Source organism: Bradyrhizobium sp. STM 3561 (assembly GCF_045571455.1).
In the GTDB taxonomy this organism is placed as follows: Bacteria; Pseudomonadota; Alphaproteobacteria; order Rhizobiales; family Xanthobacteraceae; genus Bradyrhizobium; species Bradyrhizobium vignae.
This window is the reverse complement of sequence record NZ_CP120695.1, coordinates 4050919-4069994: the sequence shown is the minus strand read 5'-3', so window position 1 is coordinate 4069994 and position 19076 is coordinate 4050919. Positions and strand designations below refer to the sequence as shown.

At 64.8% G+C, this 19076-nt stretch carries 17 protein-coding genes and 1 pseudogene; 7 read left to right on the top strand and 11 right to left on the bottom strand.

Annotated features, from left to right (window positions below):
- The first annotated feature begins 68 nt into the window (after nucleotides 1-68).
- The 4 genes and pseudogenes from grxD to P6U28_RS19445 all read left to right on the top strand — a co-directional run bounded on the left by grxD (nucleotide 69) and on the right by P6U28_RS19445 (nucleotide 3546).
- Nucleotides 69-395, top strand: coding sequence for a Grx4 family monothiol glutaredoxin (gene grxD, locus P6U28_RS19460; RefSeq protein WP_018647423.1), 327 nt, complete (start codon nucleotides 69-71; stop codon nucleotides 393-395).
- Between the two features lie 3 nt (nucleotides 396-398).
- Entirely contained in the window at nucleotides 399-953 is a 555-nt protein-coding gene (locus P6U28_RS19455) for an O-acetyl-ADP-ribose deacetylase (RefSeq protein ID WP_407123012.1), read from the top strand.
- Nucleotides 954-996: 43 nt separating this feature from the next.
- Nucleotides 997-2283 carry a serine hydrolase domain-containing protein gene (locus P6U28_RS19450; RefSeq protein WP_407123011.1) on the top strand — a complete coding sequence of 429 codons (1287 nt, stop codon included), beginning with the start codon at nucleotides 997-999 and terminating at the stop codon, nucleotides 2281-2283.
- A gap of 1 nt (nucleotide 2284) precedes the next feature.
- A pseudogene (locus tag P6U28_RS19445) lies at nucleotides 2285-3546 on the top strand (serine hydrolase domain-containing protein).
- A 113-nt stretch (nucleotides 3547-3659) separates the two neighbouring features.
- Here P6U28_RS19445 and P6U28_RS19440 read toward each other — a convergent pair.
- From P6U28_RS19440 to murI, 5 genes are all read right to left on the bottom strand, one after another.
- Entirely contained in the window at nucleotides 3660-4736 is a 1077-nt protein-coding gene (locus tag P6U28_RS19440) for a threonine aldolase family protein (RefSeq protein WP_407123010.1), read from the bottom strand.
- An 88-nt stretch (nucleotides 4737-4824) separates the two neighbouring features.
- A complete protein-coding gene (rpsD, locus tag P6U28_RS19435) occupies nucleotides 4825-5442 on the bottom strand; it encodes a 30S ribosomal protein S4 (protein ID WP_407123009.1) in 618 nt (205 codons plus the stop codon).
- A 199-nt stretch (nucleotides 5443-5641) separates the two neighbouring features.
- Nucleotides 5642-6409: an acyltransferase gene (locus tag P6U28_RS19430; protein ID WP_122402499.1), complete on the bottom strand. Its 768-nt coding sequence runs from the start codon at nucleotides 6407-6409 to the stop codon at nucleotides 5642-5644.
- A 229-nt stretch (nucleotides 6410-6638) separates the two neighbouring features.
- Nucleotides 6639-7412, bottom strand: coding sequence for an HpcH/HpaI aldolase/citrate lyase family protein (locus P6U28_RS19425; protein ID WP_122402500.1), 774 nt, complete (start codon nucleotides 7410-7412; stop codon nucleotides 6639-6641).
- A gap of 75 nt (nucleotides 7413-7487) precedes the next feature.
- Nucleotides 7488-8285 carry a glutamate racemase gene (murI, locus tag P6U28_RS19420; RefSeq protein WP_122402501.1) on the bottom strand — a complete coding sequence of 266 codons (798 nt, stop codon included), beginning with the start codon at nucleotides 8283-8285 and terminating at the stop codon, nucleotides 7488-7490.
- Nucleotides 8286-8458: 173 nt separating this feature from the next.
- Here murI and P6U28_RS19415 point away from each other — a divergent pair, with 173 nt between their 5' ends.
- Entirely contained in the window at nucleotides 8459-9100 is a 642-nt protein-coding gene (locus tag P6U28_RS19415) for a glutathione S-transferase family protein (RefSeq protein WP_209295187.1), read from the top strand.
- 10 nt (nucleotides 9101-9110) lie between these two features.
- Here P6U28_RS19415 and P6U28_RS19410 read toward each other — a convergent pair whose 3' ends face one another.
- Both P6U28_RS19410 and P6U28_RS19405 read right to left on the bottom strand, forming a co-directional pair.
- The gene (locus P6U28_RS19410) at nucleotides 9111-9917 is read right to left on the bottom strand and encodes a Crp/Fnr family transcriptional regulator (RefSeq protein ID WP_162500217.1); all 807 of its coding nucleotides are present in this window, start codon (nucleotides 9915-9917) and stop codon (nucleotides 9111-9113) included.
- 257 nt (nucleotides 9918-10174) lie between these two features.
- Complete coding sequence (locus P6U28_RS19405; protein ID WP_181956135.1) at nucleotides 10175-10411, bottom strand: hypothetical protein; 237 nt, start codon at nucleotides 10409-10411, stop codon at nucleotides 10175-10177.
- Nucleotides 10412-10645: 234 nt separating this feature from the next.
- Here P6U28_RS19405 and P6U28_RS19400 point away from each other — a divergent pair, with 234 nt between their 5' ends.
- Nucleotides 10646-12553 carry an acyl-CoA synthetase gene (locus P6U28_RS19400; protein WP_407123008.1) on the top strand — a complete coding sequence of 636 codons (1908 nt, stop codon included), beginning with the start codon at nucleotides 10646-10648 and terminating at the stop codon, nucleotides 12551-12553.
- 104 nt (nucleotides 12554-12657) lie between these two features.
- Here P6U28_RS19400 and P6U28_RS19395 read toward each other — a convergent pair whose 3' ends face one another.
- Both P6U28_RS19395 and purB read right to left on the bottom strand, forming a co-directional pair.
- Nucleotides 12658-13830 carry a M20 aminoacylase family protein gene (locus P6U28_RS19395; RefSeq protein ID WP_122402505.1) on the bottom strand — a complete coding sequence of 391 codons (1173 nt, stop codon included), beginning with the start codon at nucleotides 13828-13830 and terminating at the stop codon, nucleotides 12658-12660.
- A 113-nt stretch (nucleotides 13831-13943) separates the two neighbouring features.
- On the bottom strand, nucleotides 13944-15251 hold the full coding sequence (gene purB, locus P6U28_RS19390; RefSeq protein WP_122402506.1) for an adenylosuccinate lyase: 1308 nt from the start codon (nucleotides 15249-15251) through the stop codon (nucleotides 13944-13946).
- Between the two features lie 594 nt (nucleotides 15252-15845).
- On the opposite strand from purB, the gene P6U28_RS19385 reads away from it, so the two are divergent.
- Entirely contained in the window at nucleotides 15846-16433 is a 588-nt protein-coding gene (locus P6U28_RS19385) for a TetR family transcriptional regulator (RefSeq protein WP_407123007.1), read from the top strand.
- 452 nt (nucleotides 16434-16885) lie between these two features.
- On the opposite strand, the gene P6U28_RS19380 is transcribed toward P6U28_RS19385, so the two are convergent.
- Nucleotides 16886-17539, bottom strand: a complete 654-nt coding sequence (locus P6U28_RS19380; RefSeq protein WP_122402511.1) for a response regulator transcription factor — start codon at nucleotides 17537-17539, stop codon at nucleotides 16886-16888.
- Nucleotides 17540-17546: 7 nt separating this feature from the next.
- Entirely contained in the window at nucleotides 17547-18917 is a 1371-nt protein-coding gene (locus tag P6U28_RS19375; RefSeq protein WP_407123006.1) for a sensor histidine kinase, read from the bottom strand.
- Nucleotides 18918-19076: the final 159 nt, after the last annotated feature.

Below are 19076 nucleotides of genomic sequence, written 5' to 3'. Positions count from 1 at the left end.
TATCGGGTTAAAACGGCTGAGCCGGCCCGAAGCAATTGGTGAGGGCTCTGCCCCAGAAGGACACGGATATGAGCATCGCGGAATTCATCGACAATGAAGTGAAGTCGAACGACGTGGTTCTTTTCATGAAGGGTACGCCGCAATTTCCGCAGTGCGGTTTCTCCGGCCAGGTCGTCCAGATCCTCGACCATATCGGTGTCGGCTATAAGGGCCTCAACGTCCTGGAATCCGCCGAGTTGCGCAACGGTATCAAGGAATACTCGAACTGGCCGACCATCCCGCAGCTCTACGTGAAGGGCGAATTCATCGGCGGTTGCGACATCGTCCGCGAGATGTTCCAGGCCGGCGAGTTGCAGCAGCTCTTCTCCGAAAAGGGCGTCGTCGTCGCGGCCTGACACGTGACCCTGCCGACGCGCCGGATTGGCAGCGCCGAGCTTGAGGTTATCGTTGCTGACATCACGACACTCGGCGTTGACGCCATCGTCAACGCCGCAAACAGGTCACTCCTCGGCGGGGGCGCCGTCGATGGTGCGATCCATCGGGCGGCCGGGCCCGAGCTTCTTGCTGAATGCCGCATGCTCCACGGCTGCAAGACCGGCGACGCCAAGATCACCAAGGGGTACCGACTCAAGGCCGCCCATGTGATCCACACCGTCGGGCCGGTCTGGAACGGAGGCACCCAGGGCGAGGACGACCTGCTTGCCTCTTGCTATCGTCGGTCGATGGAGCTGTGCGGCAAGCACAAGCTGACCTCGGTGGCCTTCCCCGCGATCTCGACCGGCATTTATCGCTTCCCTGCCGCCCGGGCGGCCGATATCGCCGTGCGCACGACGATCGAAGGGCTCGCTTTAGCGCCAACCGTCGCTTGCGTGGTGTTCTGCTGCTTCTCCGAACCGAGCGCCAAGCTCCATGCTGATGCGCTTGCGCGACACAGCGGACCTTGTGCCGGTTGAGCTGGCCGGTACACTCCGCCGGACCATGTTCCGGGGAGGGCGTATGATTTCACGATCTGGACTGCGCGCGCTAGCCTGCGGCGCGCTGGTGTCGCTTGGCGCGATCTCGATGGCGCGGGCGGAGGGCACCTACGAGATTCCGGCCGGCGCGCATTTCAATCAGGAGAAGCTCGGCAGGATCAGCGAGTTCTTCAAGAACGAGGTCGCGACCGGCAAGATCGCCGGTGCAAACGTGCTGATCCAGCAGCATGGCAAGCCGGTCTACCACGAAGTCTTCGGCGTACAGGACGTGGTCAGCAAGGCCCCGATCACGGACAAGACGATCTTCCGCCTGTTCTCGATGACCAAGGCAATCACCGCGGTGGTCGCGATGCAATTGGTCGAGGACGGCAAGATCAAGCTGGACGATCCTGTCTCGAAATACATTCCGTCCTTCGCCAATGTGAAGGTCGGCGTCGAGAAGAAGGCCGAGGACGGCACCAAGTCGCTCGAGCTGGTGCCGCCGAAGCGGGCGATGACCGTGCACGATCTGATGACGCACACCTCCGGCATCACCTACGGCTTCTACGGCGACAGCCTGGTCCGCAACGCCTATCGCGAGGCCAACATCTATGCCGGCGATTTCGATCTGGCCGAGTTCGCCGAACGCATCGCCAAGCTGCCGCTGCACAACCAGCCGGGCGCGCTCTGGCAATACGGCCACTCCACCGATGTGCTGGCACGTGTGATGGAGGTCGCCGCCGGCAAGCCGCTGATCGACATCATGCGCGAGAAGCTGCTCGATCCTCTCGGCATGGTCGATACCGGCTTTTTCGTCACGGACCCCGAGAAGCAGAAGCTTCTGGCGCAGCCGTTGCCGAACGACGCCGATTTCCGCGTCGGCCGGATCAACGACCCGACGGTGAGCAAGAAAATCCAGTTCGCCAGCGGCGGCATGGTGACGACCATGGCGGACTATCGGCGCTTTGCGCAGATGCTGCTCAATGGCGGCACTCTCGAGGGCAAGACCATTCTCAAGCCCGAGACGTTCAAGCTGATGGTGACCGATCAAGTCGGCCCCGGCTCCGGCGTCGATCGTGATTATTTCTACTTCCCCGGCGACGGTTTTGGGTTCGGCCTCGGGCTCGCGGTGCGCACCGATCCCGGCAACGCCAAGCCGCCGCCGCCCGGCGATCTCGGCGAGCTGAAATGGGATGGCGCCTCCGGCTGCTATTTCGTGATCGACCCCAAACAGGACATGTTCTTCGTGCTGCTGGAGCAGACCCCGACCGAGCGCCAGCGCGTGCAGCGAACATTGAAGCAGTTGGTTTATGAAGCCATGGAGAAATGACATGCGCGCGCGCCGCGGGTTCATCGCGGCGCTCGTTGTTCTCGTCGGGGTCGTCGGTGCGCAGGCCGACTCCGAGCGACGCGCAGTCCGCACACTCTCCACGGAAGGATTGGCGAAGGTTTCCGACTACATCCGGAGCGAGGTCGCGACCGGCAAGATCCCCGGTGCCATCCTGCTGCTCCAGCAACGCGGCAAGCCGATCTATTACGAGAATTTCGGCGTTCGCGACGTGGCCACCGAGATATCGATGGGCGCGGATACGATCTTCCGTCTCTATTCGATGTCGAAGCCGATCACATCAGTCGTGGCGATGATGCTGGTCGAAGAGGCTAGGCTTTCGCTCGACGATCCCGTGTCCAAATACATTCCGGCCTTTGCCGGCATGAAGGTGGGCATCGAGACGAAAGCAGGGGACGGCAAGGTTTCGCTGACGCTCGCGCCGCAGGAACGCCCAGTCACGATCAAGGACCTTTTGCGCCACACCGCGGGGCTGCCTTACGGCTTTTACGGCGGTGGGCCGGTGCGCGAGCTGTTTGCTGCGGCCGACCTCTTCAACAGCGATCTTTCCAACGCCGACTTCGTCGCGAAGATCGCCACGCTGCCGCTCGCCGAGCAGCCAGGCACGGTGTGGGATTACGGCTTTGCCACCGATGTGCTCGGCCGCGTCGTCGAGGTGATCTCGGGCAAGGCGCTGCTCCAGTTCGAGAAGGAGCGGCTGCTCGACCCGCTCGGCATGAGCGAGACTGCGTTCTACGTTGCCGATCCCGCCAAGTTTGCACGTATCGCCGAACCGATGCCGGAGGATCGCAGGATCAGCCCGACGACCGAAATCCGCGACATCAGGAAACCGGTGAAATGGGAATCAGGCGGAGCCGGCATGGTCGGCACGGTGGGCGACTACGCCCGCTTCGCGCAGATGCTGCTGAATGGCGGCACCTTTGACGGCAGGCGCTATCTCAAAGCCGAGACGGTTGCGCTGATGGCGTCGGACCATATCGGCCCGGAGACTGGAATCGCACGCGACCAGAACTATTATCCGGGCGGCAGTTCCGGCTTCGGCCTTGGCTTCGCGGTGCGCACCTCTGTGCCGTCGGGACGTCATGGCCACTGGGCGAATACCGCTGGGACGGCGTCGGGGGCACGTTCTTCTTCATCGATCCCGAAGACGATCTGTTCGGGATCTTCATGGTGCAGACGCCCTCGCAGCGTGGCCGAATTCAACTCGACCTAAAGACGCTGATTTATCAGGCGATGGGACGGTGAAGCGGTCGCCTCCGGAAGCCCGGATGGAGCGGCAGCGCAATCCGGGGTTCTCACCGATGAAAGACTGTCCCGGATTACGTTGCGCTCCTCCGGGCGACGGGAGCTCACCTCGGCTACGGAACCTCCGCTCCCCGCACGATTTCTCGCACGTATCCGATCGTCTCTTCGATCTGGCTCGCATCGACATCCAGATGGGTGCACGCGCGAATGCGGCCGTCCATCATCGCCAGCGTGACGCCGCGCTGGCGCAGGGCTGAGACCATTTTGTCGCCGGGAATGCCGGCGCCGTCCGGTTTGAAGAAGACGAGATTGGTCTCGGGCTCCTGCACCTCGATTCCTGCGATCTGCGATAGTCCGCGGGCGAGCGCGCGTGCATTGGCGTGGTCGTCGGCCAGGCGTTCGACGTGATGATCAAGCGCGTAGATGCAGGCTGCCGCGCAGACACCGGCCTGCCGCATCGAGCCGCCGAGGCGCTGCTTCCATTGCCACACCGCGTCGATGAAGGCGCGCGAGCCCGCGAGCACGCCGCCGATCGGCGCACCCAGGCCCTTCGAGAAATCGATCCAGGCCGAATCCCATCCCGCGGTCATGTCGCGCGGGGAGATGCCGCTCGCCACGGTCGCATTGAGCAGGCGCGCGCCGTCCATGTGAGTGACGAGGCCGTGCTGCTTCGCGATCGCGACGATCTCGTCGAGCACCGCCTTCTTCCAGATCGTGCCGCCGCCGATATTGGCGGTCTGCTCGACGCTGACGACGGTCTGTGGCGGCTGGTAACGCGTGCGCGGGTGCAGCGCCTTGCGAAGAGTCTCCGGCGTGAACTGGCCATCGGGGCCCTTGAGCTGGGTGACCTGGAAGCCGCCGATCGCAGCATGCGCGCCGCCTTCGCGCGCGATGATGTGCGCGGTTTCGTGCGCGAGGATCTCGTCGCCGGGGCGGCAATGCACCAGCGTCGCGGTGACGTTGCACATCGTGCCCGAGGGCATGTAGACGGCAGCTTCCTTGCCGAGCAGATCCGCGACGCGCTCGCACAGCGCGTTCACGGTCGGATCGTCGCCGACCTGCTCGTCGCCGACCTCGGCGCGCGCCATCGCCTCGCGCATCGCCGCCGTCGGCTTGGTCTGCGTGTCCGAGAGCAGATTGATGCGCACCGGCGGCGCCTTGGGATCGAGAGGGGGAGGGGTGTAGAGCATGTGACGCCTCCTGAAGCATGACGGCCACTGAAGTGTGGCTCTTAAGTAAAAAGGCCCCGGCGAACCGGGGCCTTTCGATATTCAGTTCTTAGCGCGAATAGAATTCGACGACCAGATGCGGCTCCATCTGCACCGGGAACGGCACGTCGGAGAGGCCGGGGATGCGGGTGTACTTCGCGGTCATCTTGCCCTGGTCGACTTCGAGATAGTCGGGGACTTCGCGCTCGGGAAGCTGGCTGGCTTCGAGCACATGCGCGAGCTGCTTGGAGGATTCCTTGACCTCGACCACGTCGCCGACCTTGAGCTGATAGCTCGAGATGTTGACCTTGCGGCCGTTCACCTTGACGTGGCCGTGGTTGATGAACTGGCGGGCGGCGAAGATCGTCGAGACGAACTTGGCGCGGTACACGACCGCGTCGAGACGGCGCTCGAGCAGGCCGATCAGGTTCTCGCCGGTGTCGCCCTTGAGGCGGCTCGCCTCGACATAGATGCCATGGAACTGGCGCTCGCTGATGTTGGCGTAATAGCCCTTCAGCTTCTGCTTGGCGCGGAGCTGCACACCGAAGTCGGAGAGCTTGCCCTTGCGACGCTGACCGTGCTGGCCGGGGCCGTACTCGCGGCGGTTCACGGGGCTCTTCGGGCGGCCCCAGATGTTCTGGCCCATACGGCGATCGATCTTGTACTTCGCCTCACTGCGCTTAGTCATCGCGTCCTCTTCGGTTGCATGGTTTGAGGAAACGCGCCCTCCTGTGTGACGGGATGATCCCGGCACCGACAGGTCCGATCCCCAAAGCTTAAGGGATTTGACCACGGGTCGCGAAACGCTTCGCGGGCCGAAATCGGCCCGCGAGCAGGCGGCTTTTAGGAGAGTTTGGGGCTGGCTGTCAATGCGATCGGCCCCGGAATCAGCCCCTCACCGCCCAGACGGGCTTGGGGACGGCTGCCTGCAATTCGGCAGCGATTTCAGTGTTCAGGACCTGTTCCAGCCGGGTCAGGACCCTCGCGATCGGGGCGGCGTCGGTGACCCGGTGGTCCCAGCGGATCACGACATGGATCGTCTGATCCGGCTCGACGAGCCCATAGCTGACGATAAAGGGGCCCGGTGTGATGGGGTGGAGCTCGCCGCCGCCATAGGCGGCCACCGAGCTCACCGCGAAGCTACCGAACCAGTTGCCGCGCTGGCGGCCGAAATTCAGGCCGATGGCCCAGGACAGGCGCCGCAGCGGCAGCGGCAGGCGGGTGGCCCGCATGATCTTGCGGAACATCGGGACATCAGCGACCGGGGCTGTCTTGCCGCGTCGGATTTCCGCATCGACCGCTGCCAGCGAAAGGGCCTCAGGAGCGGCGATTCGCTGAGGCAGCACGCATTCCTCGCCATTCTCGATCCGAGCGATCGCGACCGTCGCCACGCTCTTCGGCAGCTCGTAGAGGGCTGGCCAAGGCCATTTGGTGTAAACGGTGCGCAGGATCGGTTCGTCCCGTGCAACCAGGGCGAAAGCCTTGACGAATATCGCGGCCCACCCGGCGGGCGACGTTGCGCTTGCGCGCGCCTCCAGCACAGGACGGATATAGAGCGAACGGGATAGCGAAACGAAGGGCACGCCCATCGATGCATGCATGAGGTCGCAGATCAGACGGCGCCACGGTGAAATAGTCTTGGGCGTCCCGCGCATTGGTCTCCGGTTCCCAGGGATTAAAGATCAAAATATGTGCGGCGAGCGGGGGGCCCGCCCGCTCGCTCTAGCACGAACCAACCCGCTTGGGGCCGGTCGGTTCGCCGCATCAGGACATCGCCAGTCTGGTCTTGATGACGGCGTAAAAATAAACGATGTCAATGATTTAGCTCTTGATTGGGCGATCCCGGCGGCGCAGCAGGTCCCGGCAATGCGTCAATCGGCTTGTTCAGCGCCTGATCCCATCGAAAGCCGCCATGATGCCGCGCTGGAACAGTGACCAGTCGAAGCCGAGCGCGATCGCGCGGTAGCCACGGTCGATCAGGGCATTGGCCTGGTCGGCGGTACGCGCCACGCCGCCGATCGGCACGCCGCTTCGGAGGATGCCGGCCTCGGCGCGCGCGACCAGCTCCAGCAATTCCGGATCGTCCATCTGGCCGCGCTTGTTGATGGAGGTGGCGAGATCGCCGGGGCCGATCACGGCGACGTCGATGCCTGGTGTCGCCATGATCTCGTCGATGCGGTTGACGGCCTCGACATGCTCGATCGTGACCATGCAGATCATCTCGTCGTCGGCGCTGGCCATGTAATCCGGCATCGACTGGCCCCAGCGGAACGGTGCGTGGAAGGGCCCCCAGAGCCGGTCGCCGCGTGGCGGGTAGCGTACGCTGCGTACCGCCTTCTCGGCTTCGGCGCGGTTGGTGATCATCGGGAAGTTGATGCCGAACGCGCCGATGTCCATCGGAGCTTTCGCGAGCCACGGCTCGTTCGCGGCGATCCGTACCAACGGCGTGCATGGCGTGCCCGTCGTCGCCGCGATCATCGCATGCGCTTCGGTGAGCCCGATCGGGCCATGTTCGAGATCGACGATGATCCAGTCGAGCGAGCGCGCCATGATCTGCACCATCTGCACGCTCGGGATGGTCGCGATCGCGCCGAAGGCGGGACGGCCCTCGCTCCACATTTGGCGGAGGCGATTGAGCGGCTTTGCGGGGACCGACATGTGATGACCTGCGCAGAGATGACGACGGAGCCTAGCAGCGCGCCGCCGGGGCGCAAGGTTAACCGGAGCACAAGGTCAGGCGACCGCGCGTCCGCCGAAGAACGGCGTCAGCGTGGCGCTGAGGCCATGCACGCGGTTCGAGGTAAAAATCATCTCGGCGCCGGACTGCGCGATGCCGCAGCTGGGAGTACCGAGCAGGTCGGATACGCGGCGGGCGATCGCGGGCGCCGGATCGATCCAGTCGACCGGCCAGGGTGCCAGCCTCTTCAGCCGATCGAGCAGCAGCGGATAATGCGTGCAGGCGAGCACCACGGTGTCGGTGCGCGCGCCGGCGTCCTCGGCATCGCCGACGAAGCAGGGGGCGAGCTCGGCGAGGATGGCACCGTCGCTGATCGGGGTGCCGCCAAGCGCGGCCTCGGCGAGCGAGGCCAGCTCGGGCGAGCCGACCAGCGTCACCTCGCATCCTTGCGCGAAATCGCGGATCAGTGCCTTGGTGTATTCGCGTTTCACCGTGCCCTTGGTGCCGAGCACCGAGACGCGGCGGGTCCTGGACTGCGCGCAGGCCGGCTTGATCGCCGGCACCGTGCCGACGAAGGGCAGGGAATAAGCCGCGCGCAAGTGAGACAGGACCAGGGTGGACGCCGTGTTGCAGGCGATGACGACGAGGTCTGGATCATGGGTGCCGATCAGCTCCCCCATCAGCGGTACGACGCGGGCGATGATCTCGTCTTCGCTGTGGTGGCCATAGGGAAAAAAGGCGTCGTCGGCGACGTAGACGTAATGCGCGTCGGAGCGCGCCGCCACGACCTCACGCAGCACCGTCAGCCCGCCAAGGCCGGAATCGAACACCAGGATGGTCGGAGAATTGGTCACGTCATTACCCTAGCCCGCCATGGTTACCATTCGGTTTTTAGGGCGATTTTGCGGCGCGAGGCTGGCATCACGGGTCAAAGCGGCAAGGGGGCATCCGCTCGCAGGTTGACACCTCACCCAAGCCGCGGAACAAGACGGCGTCTCGCCGGCAGGCAATCCCGCGGGGAAGCAACATGCTCACAGTCCACCACCTCGGTAAATCGCAATCCGAACGCATTGTCTGGCTCTGCGAGGAGCTCGAAATTCCTTATGAGATGAAGCGATACACGCGCGATGAGACGACCATGCTGGCGCCGGCGGAGTACAAGGCGCTGCATCCGGCCGGCACGGCGCCGGTCATCACCGACGGCGAGCTGGTGCTTGCGGAATCCGGCGCCGTCGTCGACTACATCGTTGCAAAATACGGCAACCGCCGGCTCGTGCTCGGTCCCGATGATCCCGCCTTCGCGCAGTTTCTGTATTGGCTTCATTTCGCGAACGGCACCTTGCAGCCCGGCATGGGGCGGATGATGATCCTAAGCCGGCTCGATCTCGCCAAGGACAACCCGACCCTGCTCGCGATGAAGGGACGCCTCGACCGTGCCTACGATCTTCTCAACGCACGGCTTCGCGAGTCCGAATATCTGGCGGGCAGCGCCTTCACCACGGCCGACATCATGACGGTGTTCTCGCTGACCACGATGCGCTATTTCCAGCCCTATGATCTCGCGCGCTGTCCGAATGTGGTCAAATATCTCAGCCGCATCGGCGCCCGCCCGGCATACCGCCGCGCGATGGAGAAGGGCGATCCCGGCATGGCGCTGCTCTTGAGCTGAGCAGCAGCGATCACGCAATCCTGTTCGCGGTGGCCGCGCGCTCCGCTGCCAGCTGCTTCTGCAGGCGATCGATGTTTTGCAGCAGGCGCTGGCTGGTCAGCACCAGGAAGTAATAGCCGAACTGCGGATCCTGGAAGTAGATCTCGAGCAGCCTGTCATAGGTGATCGTCAGCACCTGGCCATCCTCGATGCATTCGATCGTACCGGTGCGCCGGTTGTCCGGCGTCAGGAAGCCGAGCTCGCCCATCAGCGCGCCCGGCAGGATCTCGACGTTGATCTCCTTGACCAGGAATTTGCCGGTCACCGTGAGCAGCATCTCCTTGGCCGGGTCGCCCAGTTTGAACAGCGTATCGCCGCAGCGGTATTTGCGTTCGGTCATGAACGGCTTGAGCCACTCGATCGACATGTCGCCCTCGGCGGCATGGCGCGCCTTCTTGACCAGCTTGAGCATCTGCCTCAGGCGAAGAGCGTTGATCGGGAGCAGCAAGAGATAAAGCAGGAACGTCGAGACGTTGGCCGAGAGCGCGCCGAACATGGCGAAGAACGCACAGCCGACCATGTTGGCGACGCGCAGCGGCACCATGGTCCGCATCAGGAGCGTGGCGACGAAGAAGACCGCACCGACCGCGGCGAACAGATTGGCCAGCGTGATGTTGTGGACGAAGATCTCCAGCAGGCGATTGAAGATCGCATCATAGGTGACGTTGTTAGGATCGAGCCCCATCTGGACCAGGATCTTCGCGATCCTGAGGTTATCCGTGGCCGCATCGAGAATGCGGTCGAGGATCGACGAAACGTCTGCGCTGCCGGACGGCATGGTACTAACCCCACATAAGGCCTTCAGTCCTGGTCGGCACTCGTATAACCGAAATCGAATGACGACCGCTTGAATGACGCTTCCGGCCGTCATGCCGCAAGAGGCAAATTCTAGCCTGATCGGGCGTTTCGGCAATTGCCCGTTGGTTGCGCGTCGGGCCACCGGCGCTGCCGTGATTCGGGGGCCGCCGTGCGGGCTTCGGTGTCGCGGATCCGGCCTGGACGAGCGATGCGGCGGGGGCGCGGGGCGAGCTTCGCTTACGGCTTGGCCGCGGGTTGCACGACCTGCTGCTCGACGAGGCCGGAGCGTCCCGGCAGCGAGCCGGCGCGCAGCAGCATGGCGACGCTGTTGGCCTCTTCCAGGGCGAAGACGATGCGTGATCCACCCAGCTTCTCCATCTTGTCGGTGATGAAGGCCGCGACCTTGACGCGCACCTTGTCGAGCTGGGTGTCGGCATCGAGAGTGGCAGAGGGCAGAGCGATTGCGGACACCATCGCGAACACGGCGATCAGCCGAATGATGCGGATCCGCAGGGCTTCGTCATCATGACCTCAAGTCTTGCGGCAGGGCGCTGGCGAACGAATTCACGCCACAGCCGGTAGGCAATGGACGAACGCCAAATGATCCATCATTCTGGTCCGGCTCGGCCGGTCATCGGCCGGCCTCGCCGAACCAAGATGTCAAAAGATACGGGGCGGGGACATGCATCTGAGGGAGGACGGAATTTCATGGCGGGTATCCACGCGCTCGATCGGTTGATCGGCAACGACTATCCGGATCTTTTGACGGACGAGGAGGTCCGGGCGTTCGAGCAGGTTCCCTATGCCGACCGCGTCGCGGCCGAGAGCACCTATGACGCCATCAGGCTTGGTGCTGAGCGCAACCCCGACGGCGCGGCGATCCAGTTCCTGCAAAATGCCGATCCCGCCGACACGCCGGTCGCGGTCACGTATCGCGATTTCATCGCGCGCGTCACGCAGGCGGCCAATATGTTTCACGCGCTCGGCGCCGAGAAGGGCGACGTCATCAGCTTCATGCTGCCGCTGGTGCCGGACGCCTTCGTCACTCTGTTCGGCGCGGAGGCTGCCGGCATCGCCAACCCCGTCAATCCGCTGCTCGAGCCGCACCAGATCGCCGAGATCCTGGAGGCCGCGAACACCAAGATCCTGGTGGCGCTCGGACCGATGCCGGGCACCGACATCTGGCAGAAGGTCGAGCAGATCCGCCCGCAGCTGAGGCATCTGAAGGCAGTCGTGCAAGTATTCGGCGGCGGCGATCCGGCCAATGGCATCTTTTCCTTCAGCGACCTCATCAAGCAGCAGCCGTCGGACCGGCTCGTCAGCGGACGGCAGATCCACGGCAGCGACATCGCCGCCTATTTCCACACCGGCGGCACCACCGGCACGCCGAAGCTGGTGCGGCACACCCACGCCAACCAGGTCTATCAGGCCTGGGCCCTCAATCTGCTGCTGAAGGCGAGGCCGGGTGCAAACCTGCTGTTCGGCATGCCGCTGTTTCACGTCGGTGGATCGCTGACGCAAGTGCTGCTGACGCTGTCGAGCGGCGGCTCGCTGGTCGTGCTGTCGCCGAGCGGCTGGCGCAACCCGAATGCGGTGAAGAACATCTGGCAGCTCGTCGAGCGCTTCAAGCCCGAGGCGCTGTCGAGCGTGCCGACGGTGCTCGCCGCGACCCTCGCGGTGCCGCCGGGGAATGCGGATATCTCGAGCCTGAAATATGCGGCAGGGGGCGGCTCGGCGATTCCGGTCGCGGTCGGCTCGGCGATTCAGGAGAAACTTAAGCTACCGGTGATTGAGGTCTACGGCATGACCGAGACCTCGAGCGTGCACACGCTCGCCTATCCCGGCCGGCCGATCCGGCTCGGCTCGGTCGGTCTTCCCATGCCTTACGCGCGGGTGCGCATCGTGCAGCTCGACGCCGAGGGACGCCTGATCCGCGACTGCAAGCCGGACGAGATCGGCGTCGTCATCATGGCCGGGCCCGGCGTGTTCGGCGGCTATCTCAACGACGAGCACAACAAGGGCGCCTTCGTCGACGGGCTCTGGGTCAATTCCGGCGATCTCGGCCGCCTGGATGCGGACGGCTATCTCTGGATCACCGGCCGCGCCAAGGATCTCGTGATCCGCGGCGGCCACAACATCGATCCGGCGCCGATCGAGGAGATCATGTTCAGACATCCCGCCGTCGGCTTCGCCGCCGTGGTCGGCCAGCCCGACGCCTATGCCGGCGAATTGCCGGTGGGATACGTGCAATTGAAGCCCGGCGCCAAGGTCGAGCCGGGCGAGCTCGAAGCATGGGTGCGCGAGCGCACGCCGGAGCGCGCCGCCGTCCCGGTGCAGGTCATTCCGATCGATCCGATGCCGGTGACGGGCGTCGGCAAGGTGTTCAAGCCGCAGCTGCGTTGGGACGCGGCCGAGCGCGTGTTCACCAAGGTGCTGGCGCCGCTGGTCGAGCGCGGCATCGACTGCAAGGTGAAGGTCGGTCCGCACGGCAGCCACGGCTCGATCGCGACCGTGACGCTCGCTGGTCTGCAAGCGGATCAACGCGAGGCGGTTGCGAGCGAGGTGCATACGCTGCTCGCACCGTTCGTGATGCGGCACGAGGTGGTGCAGGCGTAGGTGCTTGCGTGAATTGTAGATCCTACGGGTGACAGGTGGTCAGGGGTAAGTTGAGTTTGCGACCGCCAACTCACCCGGAGGATCTACGAGCGCAGCGTGCGGTCCTATCCCGCCGGCATTCGCGTCTCGACCAGACGGGCCCAGAACGAGGCGCCGTGGCCCAAAATGTTGTCGTTGAAGACGTAGGCCGGGTGGTGGCATTCGTTGCCGTCGCCCATGCCGACCAGCACCATCGCGCCGGGACGTGCTTCCAGCATGAACGAGAAGTCCTCGGCGCCCATCATCGGGATGAACTTGTCATTGACACGGTCGGCGCCGACGATGTCGCGGGCGACGTCGGCGGCAAGGCCGGCCTCGCGGGCATGGTTCATCGTCACCGGATACATCCGCGTGTACTTCGTCTCGGCCGAGCCGCCATAGGCACGGGCGATGCTGTCGGCGACTTCGCCGATGCGGCGCTCGACGAGGTCGCGCACTTCAGGGTCGAGCGTGCGCACGGTGCCGGCGAGTTCGGCGACCTCCGGGATGATGTTGAAGGCCGTGCCGGAATGGAATTGCGTGATCGAGATCACCGCGGACTTCAGCGGGTCGACGTTGCGCGCGACGATCGACTGTAGCGCACCCACGATCTGCGAGCCGATCAGCACGCTGTCGACCGACTTGTGCGGCCCCGCGCCGGCGTGTCCGCCCTTGCCGCGAACGGTGATCTGGATGTTGTCGGATGAGGCGAGCATTGGGCCAGGCGTGGTGGCGAAATGGCCCTCGGGGAGGTTCGGCATGTTGTGCATGCCGTAGACCTCCTGGATGTTCCAGCGCGTCATCAACCCGTCTTCGACCATGGCCTTGCCGCCGCCGCCGCCTTCCTCAGCGGGCTGGAAGATCATCACCGCCGTGCCATCGAAATTGCGCGTCTCGGTCAGGTACTTTGCGGCGCCGAGCAGCATCGCGGTGTGGCCGTCATGACCGCAGGCGTGCATCTTGCCAGGCACCTTGGAGGCATAAGGCACGCCCGAGGTCTCCATGATCGGCAGTGCGTCCATGTCAGCGCGCAAACCGATCGTCTTGCCGGAGGCGGACTTGCGGCCGCGGATCACGCCGACCACGCCGGTGCGGCCGATGCCCGTCACCACTTCGTCGCAGCCGAACTCGCGCAGCTTGTCGGCGACGATGCCGGCGGTGCGGTGGACTTCGTAAAGCAGCTCGGGGTTCTCGTGGAAGTCATGGCGCCAGGTGGCCATTTCGTCGGAGAGGGCGGCGACGCGATTGACGATGGGCATGGGGAATCCGTGTTTTGTGGGCCTTGGCGTCATTCCGGGACACGCGAAGCGTGAACCCGGAATCTCGAGATTTCCGGGTTCGATGCTCCGCATCGCCCCGGAATGACAGGAATTCAGCTCTCCCCGAACACCCGCTTGAAGATCGTGTCGACGTGCTTGAGGTGATAGCCGAGGTCGAACTGCTCCTCGATCTCGGCGTCGGTGAGATATTTCTTCACCTCAGCGTCCTTCTTCAGGAGCTGGAGGAAGTCGCCTTCGCCGCGCCAGACCGGCATGGCGTTGCGCTGCACGAGCTTGTAGGCGTCCTCGCGGCTGGCGCCCTTCTGGGTCAGGGCCAGCAGCACGCGCTGCGAATGCACGAGGCCGCCGAGGCGGTCGAGGTTCTTCTGCATGTTGGCGGGGTACACCAAGAGCTTGTCGATCAAGCCGGCGAGGCGCACCAGCGCGAAGTCGAGCGTCACGGTCGCGTCCGGGCCCATCATGCGCTCGGCCGAGGAGTGCGAAATGTCGCGCTCGTGCCAGAGAACGACGTTCTCCAGCGCCGGCGTCACATAGGCGCGCACCATGCGGGAGAGGCCGGTGAGGTTCTCCGACAGCACCGGGTTGCGCTTGTGCGGCATCGCGGAGGAGCCCTTCTGTCCTTCGGAGAAGAACTCCTCGGCCTCCAGCACCTCGGTGCGCTGCATGTGGCGGATTTCCACGGCAACGCGCTCGATCGAGGAGGCGATCACGCCGAGCGTCGAGAAATACATCGCGTGACGGTCGCGCGGGATCACCTGGGTCGAGATCGGCTCGGGCACGAGCCCCATGGCCTTGGCGACGTGCTCTTCGACGCGCGGGTCGATCTGCGCGAAGGTGCCGACGGCACCGGAGATGGCGCAGGTCGCGACTTCCTTGCGCGCCGCGATCAGGCGCTCCTTGGCGCGGGTGAATTCGGCATAGGCGTAAGCGAGCTTGAGGCCGAAGGTGACGGGCTCGGCATGGATGCCATGGCTGCGGCCGATGGTCGGCGTCATCTTATGCTCGAAGGCGCGCTTCTTCAGCGCGGCCAGCACCTTGTCGAGGTCAGCAAGCAGCAGATCGGCGGCGCGGGTGAGCTGAACGTTGAGGCAGGTGTCGAGCACGTCGGAGGAGGTCATGCCCTGGTGCACGAAGCGCGCCTCGGGGCCGACGATCTCGGCGAGGTGGGTGAGGAAGGCGATGACGTCGTGCTTGGTCTCGCGCTCGATCTCGTCGATGCGGGCCACGTCGAAGACGGCGTCCTTGGCCTTGGCCCAGACCGTTTTGGCGGCCTCCTTTGGGATGGTCCCGAGCTCGGCCAGGGCGTCCGCCGCATGCGCCTCGATCTCGAACCAGATCTTGAACCGGGTCTGCGGCTCCCAGATCGAGGCCATTTCCGGGCGGGTATAGCGGGGAATCATCTGACGGCTCCAGCTAGGTAGGCCGGCGACCCAAGGGGGCTTTGCCGGCCAAAATGCTTTTTACGCCGTGATTTAACAGAGCGGGCAGGGCGAAACAAACGGCTGAGGCAAGGTAGCGGGGGATGACTGGACCGGGCAGGCAGCTGAGTGCCGAAGTAGTGCCCCAAGCCGGCTGGCGGCGGTTGCCCCGCGGCTTGGCCGGGCGGGCCGGAGAAATCAGCGGTCAATCACGGATCATTGACTGACAGATATTGAAATCTGTCAGCGAGACGTGTATATCCGTTTCCGGACGCTCCGATTGGGCGTCCCGCGACAGCCCCGGGAAGCCCGACATCCGAACCAAGCTCGGATCGGAGGGCAGATTGAAGAACGGGGACCGTGGACGAATGGAGACTTAAGACAATGACGACCGAAATCCTCAATTTCACCGGCGTGATTGGGCATTGGCTCAATTTGCTGGTGGCGCGACAGATCGCGGCGCAAGCTGCAAAACTGCCTCATTAAGGCATAGGCTTTCCGAACGACCGGCCAGGGCGCTTCGGAAGCAGCCCCAGTGCCGGGTAACTGAGCCCCAACCGGGAACATGGTGCTGGCATGAATGAAGCCGTTGTCTTGACGCCGGAGCGGATCCTCGAAGTCACCGAGGACGTGCTCAGGCGTTACGGACTTGCCAAGGCCACAGTGGTCGACGTTGCCCGTGCGCTCGATGTGAGCCACGGCAGCGTCTATCGCCATTTCCCCAGCAAGGCCTCGCTGCGCGAGGCCGTTGCCAAGCGCTGGCTCGACCGCATCGACGCGCCGCTACGCGCGATCGCCGAGGAGCACGGCCCGGCGCCTGACAGGCTCGACCGCTGGTTGCGCACGCTGTTCGCCGCCAAACGTTCGCGCGTGCTCGATGACCCCGAGATGTTCCAGACCTATCTGACGCTGGCGCGCGAGGCCTGTGCGGCCGTCAAATGCCACAAGGACACCATGATCGACCAGATCGCGGCGATCCTGACCGACGGCGTGAAGCGGGAGGAATTCGCCGTGGGCGACGTGAAGGCGACCGCGCGCGCCATCTTCGATGCCACCGTTCGCTTCCACCATCCGGCCCATGCCGACGAATGGAAGGATGCCGATCTCTCCGCGCGCGTCGATGCGACGCTGGCGCTTTTGCTGCGCGGGCTGAAGGCGGCCTAGATCCGCAGGACCCATTCAGTCCCAGGTGCGGCCAATCAACCTTTCGTCTTGTGGAGAGCGGCGCCATCGCGAAGCGAGGGCGAGGAAACCGAATGTCTTCGCGCGTGGAAGGCAGGATCGGACGATGGCACGACCGGCGGACTATCCGGATATGCATTGACTGCGATTTCGACGGCGTCCTTTGACCGCTTTCGAAGGCGGTAGAATGTGAGCTCCTGATCGAGCATGGGGCAGCGGAAGTGGACGACGGCTGTGTCCGGCAGACGGCAAAGTTCGTCGATGAGCTCGCCCACTGTGATGATCGGGGGGTGGTCGACGACCCTGTGATGATCCTTACGCATGGCGATTTACTCCTCCACTCCACTACTAACCGGGGCTGGATAGCCTCCGTTCCATCCCACTCAGCAGATTTACGAGCGCCACCTCGCTCGCGGAATCCGTCAGCTCCGCTGCTAGATCCTCGTTAACCCACAGGTTGCGGCGAGCCGCACGAGCTGCGCATCCGTGCGCGCGCCGGTCTTCGACTTGATCAGATAGTGATAGTTCTGCACGGTCTTGACGCTGAGATTGAGATGGGTCGCGATCTGCTCGGTGGTGGCGCCGCCGGCGAACTGGCGCAGGATCTCGATCTCGCGCTCACCCAGCTGGTCCAGCACCGAGCCGGTTGGCGACAGGCTGTCCGCGGCGAGGACATGCGCGATGTCGTCGCTCATGGCGCGCTCGCCGCGCGCCACGCTGCGGATGGCGTGCACCACGGCTGAGGGTTCGCTGCTCTTGGTGACGAAGCCGCTCGCGCCCGCGCCGAAGGCTGCCTTCACCAGCACAGCCTCGTTGTGCATGGTGAAGACCAGAATCCGCGCTCGTGGGCTGCGCGCGCGGATGTTGCGGATCGCCTCGAGCCCGCTCGCGCCGGGCATCGAGATATCGAGTACGACCACATCAGGATCATGCGCCTTGAACGCGCCGTAGGCCTCCGCGGCGTTGTCGGCTTCCGCCACGACGTGCAGATCGCCCTGGCTCTCCAACACGCGCCGATAGCCTTGCCGCACGATCGGGTGGTCGTCGACCAGCAGCACGGAAATGCCTGTTGCTGCAACCTCGCTCATTCCGGCCTCACGCAGCGAGCGGGATGGTGGCGGCAACGCTGAGGCCGCCGCGCGCAGGCATGATCGACAGCGATCCGCCGGCGGCCGTGACGCGCTCGCGGATGCCGGTCAGGCCGAAACCGGCCGATTGCGCGACGCGCTCCGCATCGCCGCCGCCGTCGTCCTCGACGCGGATCAGCAGCGCACCGTCCTCGCCGGCATGCCGTTCGATGCGCAGACTGATCTCGTGCGCTGCACTGTGGCGCAGCGCGTTGGTCAGGCATTCCTGCGCGACACGATAGGCCGTGGTGGCGGCCGGGCCGCTGATGTCGGTGAGGTCGCCCCTGAGATCGAGCCGGATCGTCGGCCGTGCCGCGCTGTGCGAGCGCCAGCTGTCGACGAGATTGACGAGGCTGGCCTCGAGCCCGAGCTCCTCGGGCAGCGGATTGCGCAGCCGCTTCAGTGCATCGCGAAGCGAAGCCATCAGATGATGCGTGGCCTGCGAGATCATGCGCGCATCCTGCGCGATCCCGGTGTCGCCGTTGTCCCTCGTGCTGGCTGTTTCGATTGTGTTGGCGAAGGCGAGGATGGCGGAGAGATTCTGCCCGAACTCGTCGTGCAGCTCGCGGGCGAGCGCGCGGCGTTCGTCCTCGCGGATCTCGATCAAGCGCCGCGTCAGCGCGGCGCGCTGTTCGGTGGCTTCCTCCAGCCGGCCGCCGAGCTCGCCGACGGCGTTGCCGATCATCGCCAGCTCCATCGAGCGGAAGCGCGGCAGCTTGGTGCGATACTGTCCGCGCGCCATGCGCTGCAATGCAGTGACGATCGCACGCGCCGGCGCCAGCGCATGTGCGATCGCGAGCGAGGCCAGCAGCGCGATTGCCGCCGCCATCAACAGCGCGACGTCGATCACGTTGAGGATGTACTCCCACGCCAGCGAGATGGCCGCGGCGCCGTCCGGCGTCGCCACCACCGTCCCGGCGGCCGCCGCGCGCGGGCTGACGGGCCGTACCACCTCGGCGTGGCTGCCGAGGAAGGTGGGTACAATGGCGGCGAACCAGCGCGGCGGCGTCTTGCCCAGCCCCTCGCTCTGGCCGCAGAGCGGCTTCTCGAACGCGGCGGCCGGCTGGAACTCGACGCAGACGCCGGGCGAGATCAGCTTCATCGTCTCCAGCGTGCGCCAATCTGGAACCGGCAAAAGGTGCTCGCGCGCTCTGCTGCTGCGCAACAAAAGCTCACGCCAATACAGCGCCTGGAGCGCCTGCGCGACCCGCTGCGCCGAGGCCGCAGTCGCCCGATCGACGCTGCGATAGGCGTCGAACGTGGCCCACACGGTTGCAGCTCCGAGGCAGAGCACGACGATGAGCAGCAGACGGGCGACAAGCTGAAGCACGAGGCGCATGCGATCATCCCCGACGTTTGGTAAGGTCAGCCTAACAACGCCGCCGCGCCTTGCCAATTGCAGGGAACGCCCGGGCTGCAGCTCGGGCAAATTTCCCGAGCCGGATTGGGCATGGGTCTTTGGACCGGGCGCGGCGTCTTTGATCTAATCGGGCAGGAA